Source organism: Methanofollis sp. (assembly GCF_028702905.1).
Classification (GTDB): Archaea; Halobacteriota; Methanomicrobia; order Methanomicrobiales; family Methanofollaceae; genus Methanofollis.
The window spans coordinates 1-5,334 of record NZ_JAQVNX010000123.1 but is presented as its reverse complement, the minus strand read 5'-3'; the positions used below and the strand labels follow the sequence as shown (position 1 = coordinate 5,334).

Below are 5,334 nucleotides of genomic sequence, written 5' to 3'. Positions count from 1 at the left end.
CGCCCCCTTTCACCGCCCTGACACAGGAGTCGATCTTCGGGATCATACCGCCCGCGATCGTGCCGTCTGCCATCAGGTCCTCTGTCTCGATCGCCCTGAGATGGCGGTAGACCTGCGTCCTCTCCCTGTCCATCACGCCGTCGACGTCGGTGAGGTTGATGAGCTTGAAGGCGTTGAGAGCGATGGCGATCTCGCCGGCCGCCGTGTCCGCGTTGATGTTGAGGCTCCGGCCCGCCCTGTCGATCGCGATCGGGGCGATGACCGTGATATAGCCGTTCGCGAGCAGGGTGGTGATCAGTTCAGGGTTGATCTTCTCGATCTCGCCCACGTAGCCGAGGTCGACCTCCTGCTCCTCCTCGCCCACCTTCACCTTCTGGTTGGCGATCTTCTTCGCGATGATGATGCTGCCGTCGTTCCCTGAGATCCCGACCCCCTGTGCGCCGCACCTGGCCAGGATCGAGACGATGCCGTCGTTGATCTTGCCGACCAGCACCATCTGGGCGATCTCCAGGGTCTCGGCGTCGGTGATCCGCAGGCCGCCGACGAACTGCGGCTCCTTGCCGAGGGCCTTCATCTTCTCGGTGATCTCCGGGCCGCCGCCATGGACGACGACGACCCGCATCCCCACATAGTGGAGGAGGACGACGTCCCTGATCGCGTTTTCGAGCATCTCCTGATCGACCATCGCATGGCCGCCGAGTTTGATCACGATCGTCTTGCCGTGGAAGTGCTGGATATAGGGCAGCGCCTCCATCAGGACCTCTTCGCGCCTCATGTGGTGTACTTCCCGTTGATCTCGACGTATTTCTCGGTGAGGTCGCAGCCCCATGCGGCGGCCGCACCCGCGCCCGCGGCAAGGTCCAGGGAGAAGACGACCTTCTTCCCGTGCATCGCCGCCTTCGCCCTGACCAGGTCGGAGACGATCACCCCGTCCTTGACGAGGGGCGTCTCCTCCGCACCCTCGCCGATGGTGAGGGAGATGGTGTCAGGGTCGAAGACGACGCCCGCCCTGCCGGCCGCAGCGACGACGCGGCCCCAATTCGGGTCCTCGCCGTAGACCGCGGTCTTGACGAGGGGGGAAGCGACGACTGTCCGCGCCACCTGTTCGGCCGCCGCCTCGTCAGGGGCGCCGGTGACCCGCACTTCGAGCATCTTCGTCGCCCCTTCGCCATCCGCTGCGATCTGCTTTGCAAGGGAGATGCAGCAGGCCTCCAGGGCCGCGTCGAAGGCCTTCCGCTCCACAGGGCCGGCAAGGCCCGTTGCGGTCACGAAGGCGCAGTCGTTCGTGCTCTCGTCCCCGTCCACGACGACGCGGTTGAAACTCCGGCGCACCGCGGAGCGGATTGACTCCTGCAACTCTGCCGCCCCGACCGCCGCGTCCGTGTAGATGAAGGCGAGCATCGTCCCCATGTTCGGGGCGATCATCCCGCTCCCCTTGCAGATGCCGGCGACGGTAAAGCCGTCGCCCCGGACAAGGGCGTGCTTCTCGACCAGGTCGGTCGTCATGATCGCCCGCGCCGCCGCCGTCTCGGCCTCTGCCGACGAGACGAGGTGCGGGGCGACCTCCCGGCACTGTCTATCTATCCGTTCGAGATCGAGATAGCGCCCGATCACACCGGTACTCGCCACACCGACCCGTTCTTCAGGAAGGCCGAGGACCGCGGCCGCGGTCCCGGCCATCTTCACGGCGCCCTCATACCCCCTCTTCCCGGTGTACGCATTCGCACATCCTGAATTGACGACGATCGCGTCGAGTTTCCCGGCCGCGACCCTCTCCCGCATCAACTGGACCGGGGCCGCACACACCCGGTTGGAGGTGAAAGTCGCCGCCGCGGTGCCGCTCGCCCGGATCACCGCAAGCCCGTACTTTCCCTCCTTGATCCCCCAGGCCTCCACGCCCTGGACCGCACAGATACTCTTCATGCTTCTTATTCCTCCTTGATCTCGTATGAGGCGCCAAGCCCCTGCACGATGTCGCGGCGTGCGACAATCCCGACCAGCCTCTTCTTCTCCACGACAGGCAGGCGAGAAACGCCTTCCTTCAGCATCACGGCCGCCGCCTTCTCGATGTCGTCCTCAGGAGCGATGGCGATCACGGGCATCGACATCACCTGGCGGACCGGCGTCTTCCCGACGTCGGAGAGGGCAGCCTTCGTCTTTTCCATGTTTATCATCTCCCTGATCGGCACTTCGATGAACTCGAAGGGCGACGGGAGCCAGAGGTCTTCGGAGACGCCGCCGGTTTTGAGGAGGGAGAGGATGTCGGCCTCGGTGACCATCCCGACCAGTTCGTTCCCGTCCAGCACAGGCAGGCCGCTGATGTCGTGCCTCCGCAGGAGGGAGGCCGCATGCCTGACCGTGTCTCCGACCTGGATCGTCACCGGGTCGGGTGTCATGATCTCGCGCACTTTCATGGTTTTTTCCTCCTTCAGGGCAGGCACGCCGGAGCCTTCAGGCCGTCGTCCTCGGCGTAGCCGCACATGATGTTCATGTTCTGGATCGCCTGGCCGGCCGCGCCCTTGACCAGGTTGTCGATCGCTGAGACGACGACGACGCGTTCGCCCTCGCTCTCCATCCCGATGTCGCAGAAGTTGCTGCCGCGCACGGCCGGCAGGGTCGGCTTCTGGAGGCGGACGAAGTGTTCGCCCGCGTAGAAGTTCCTGTACAGGGCCTCCACCTCGTCCTGGGCCATCGGTTCGTCCAGGATGATATGCGCCGTCGTCAGGATCCCCCTGTTCACCGGCACCAGGTGCGGGGTGAAGAAACAGTGGGCCGGCGAACCGAGTCTGGACAGTTCCTGCTTCATCTCGGCAAGGTGGCGGTGGCTCGTCCACTTGTACGCGTTCACGCCGTCGGCCACGTTCGGGTAGTGGGTCGTCGCCGAGGGGTTGTCGCCGGCGCCCGAGACCCCGGTCTTCGAGTCGTAGATGACGTATTTTGCGTATTTCGCCAGGGGCGCCGCCGCAAGGGTCGCACCCGTCGGGAAGCAGCCCGGGTTCGAGACGAACTTCGCCCCTTTCACCTCGTCCCGGTGGAGTTCCGGGATACCGTACGGCGCCTTGAAATAGGCGGTGTGGGTGACCCCGTAGACCTTCTCGTAGACGTCCTGTGGCAGCCTGTAGTCTGCCGAGAGGTCGACTGTCCTGATCCCGCGCTCAACGAGTGGTCCCGCGAAGTTCATCGCCGCGGTGTGCGGCACGGCAAGAAAGACAAAATCGGCATCAATATCCCCGGCCTTCGGGTTGGTGAAGGCGAGGTCGGTGTAGCCCCGCAGGTGCGGGTGCTGGTCCGCGACCGGCCGTCCTTCCAGCGCCCTCGAGGTGGCGACCGTCACCCGGGCAGAAGAATGGCTCTGGAGAAGGCGGATCAGTTCTCCGCCGGCGTAGCCTGACGCCCCAACGATAGCGACATCCATACAGGAGATTATACCGGAGAAAAAACTTAATGGTTTGGAATTGTCGGGCCGCGCCCCTCCGGGGATGGGGAGGAAACACCGTTACGGACGGATCATGTGTGTGCCGTGGCGTCGAAGAGCGCTCTCGCAAGCCCGTCGATCAGATCTCTGTTCTCCAGGCCGGCAAGGAGGTCGGCGGGCAGTGCGGCGGCCCCGTACCTCGCCCCCGCGTACGCCCCGCAGATGAAGGCGATGGTGTCGGTGTTGCCGCCGACATTGGCGGCGACATAGAGGAGGTTTTCCGGGGCGTCGTACCGGCCCATCAGGAAGAATGCGATCGGGACGGTCTGGTAGATCGAAACGTCGTTGCCGATGGCGGGCAATGCCGCTTCAAGGCTGATCCCCTCCTCCTGGAGGGCGACTGCCCGTCTGATGCGGATGCCGAGTTCGGTGTCCTCGGCCGCTGCCGTCTTCAGGGCGAGGGAGACAGGGTCGCGGGCGCCGTACACGGTGGCGGAGAGGAGGCAGGCGACGGTGACCGCACCCGCCAGGGCGGCAGGGTGGGTGTGGGTGACGGAACAGGCCTTCGCGAGGCGGCCTGAACGCTCGACCTGGTCGCCGTACCGCAGGGCGAAGGGGACGGCAAGGGGGATGCACCCGGCCGTGTCCGAGTTGACGCCTGTCGTTCCCGGCCCCTGCGTGACCAGGTGCTCGCAGGCGGCCATCACCGACCCGTCAGGGAAGCGGAGGTTGCTCTCCGAGCAGAGGCGGGCGAGGTCGCGGGCGTACCTCTCCTCAGAGTACTCTCCCGAGGCAAGGAGGGAGGCGACGAGGAGCATGATCTGGGTGTCGTCGGTGTACTGGCCCGGCTCAAGGCGGGCATTCGGGTGCCACCGCCACGCCTTTCTGTACCCCCTGTACAGGTGCGAGAGGTTCATCGGCGAACTCTCGCCAGGCATGCCGAGGGCGTCCCCGACGGCCGCCCCGAGCATGCAGCCCCTGAATCGATCGAGCATCAAATTCGTTATTGGTGAAGAGGATACGATAAGCCCTTCGTCTTTGTTCAGGCAGAAGACTGGTTTCTGAAACTTTTTTCATTTTTTATGAAAATTTCTGCATATTTCTAACTGCGGCCATGTTCGTGCCCCCCGCAAGAGGAATATACCGCCCGGTCGATACCGGAGCGGTGGCCTGATCGCGCATGGCCGATATCCCGGACAGTGGCCCTCTCTGGCATGCCCTGTCAGAGCCTGAGGCTCTCCTGAAAGCAGGGTCGTCACCGGAAGGTCTCTCCCGCGGGGAAGCGGCCCGCCGCCTCGCCCAGCACGGGAAAAACGCCCTCCCTGAAAGGGCACCCCCCTCCTTTCTCACCGTCTTCCTTCGCCAGTTCAAAAGCCCCCTCATCTTCATTCTCATCATCGCAGGGACAGTCTCCTTCCTGATCGGCGACCATACTGATGCACTCTTCATCTTTGCCGTCATCCTGATCAACGCCGCCCTCGGCGTGGTCCAGGAGTGGAAGGCCGAACAGAGTGCGGCGGCCCTCCGGGTCCTCCTCAGGATCACGGCCCGGGTGCGGCGGGAGGGAACAGAGAGCGGCGTCCCTGCCGAGGACCTCGTGCCCGGAGACGTCGTCCTCCTCGAACCGGGCAGCCGCGTCCCCGCCGACCTCAGGGTCCTCAGGGAGAACGTCCTCTCTGTCGACGAGTCCCTGCTCACCGGCGAGTCTGTGCCCGCCGGCAAGGTCGCGGATCCCCTGCTCCCTGACACCCCCCTGATGGGGCGGGCGAACATGGCCTATGCCGGGTCCACGGTCGTATCCGGGCGGGGGAGCGGGGTCGTCGTCGCCACAGGCAGGCAGACCGAGGTCGGGAAGATCGCAACGACTCTCTCCGCGATGGAGATGACGAAACCCCCCCTCCTCATCAGGATGGAGCAGT

General features: G+C 64.9%; 6 protein-coding genes. 1 reads left to right on the top strand and 5 read right to left on the bottom strand.

From position 1 onward, the window contains the following. The 5 genes from argB to PHP59_RS11140 form a co-directional block, all read right to left on the bottom strand. On the bottom strand, positions 1-775 hold a 775-nt coding region (gene argB, locus PHP59_RS11160; RefSeq protein WP_300166972.1), incomplete at its 3' end, for an acetylglutamate kinase. Continuing rightward, positions 772-1,923 (bottom strand): bifunctional glutamate N-acetyltransferase/amino-acid acetyltransferase ArgJ, encoded by a 1,152-nt coding sequence (argJ, locus tag PHP59_RS11155; RefSeq protein ID WP_300166970.1) that lies wholly within the window; start codon positions 1,921-1,923, stop codon positions 772-774. The genes argJ and argB, both read right to left, overlap by 4 nt. A 5-nt stretch (positions 1,924-1,928) precedes the next feature. After that, positions 1,929-2,414 (bottom strand): CBS domain-containing protein, encoded by a 486-nt coding sequence (locus tag PHP59_RS11150; RefSeq protein ID WP_300166968.1) that lies wholly within the window; start codon positions 2,412-2,414, stop codon positions 1,929-1,931. Between the two features lie 14 nt (positions 2,415-2,428). Next, positions 2,429-3,415 (bottom strand): N-acetyl-gamma-glutamyl-phosphate reductase, encoded by a 987-nt coding sequence (gene argC / locus PHP59_RS11145; RefSeq protein ID WP_300166965.1) that lies wholly within the window; start codon positions 3,413-3,415, stop codon positions 2,429-2,431. Positions 3,416-3,507: 92 nt separating this feature from the next. Next, positions 3,508-4,410, bottom strand: a complete 903-nt coding sequence (locus PHP59_RS11140; RefSeq protein WP_300166962.1) for an ADP-ribosylglycohydrolase family protein — start codon at positions 4,408-4,410, stop codon at positions 3,508-3,510. 185 nt (positions 4,411-4,595) lie between these two features. Here PHP59_RS11140 and PHP59_RS11135 point away from each other — a divergent pair. Continuing rightward, positions 4,596-5,334 (top strand): cation-transporting P-type ATPase (locus PHP59_RS11135; RefSeq protein WP_300166959.1); only part of this gene is annotated, 739 nt, incomplete at its 3' end.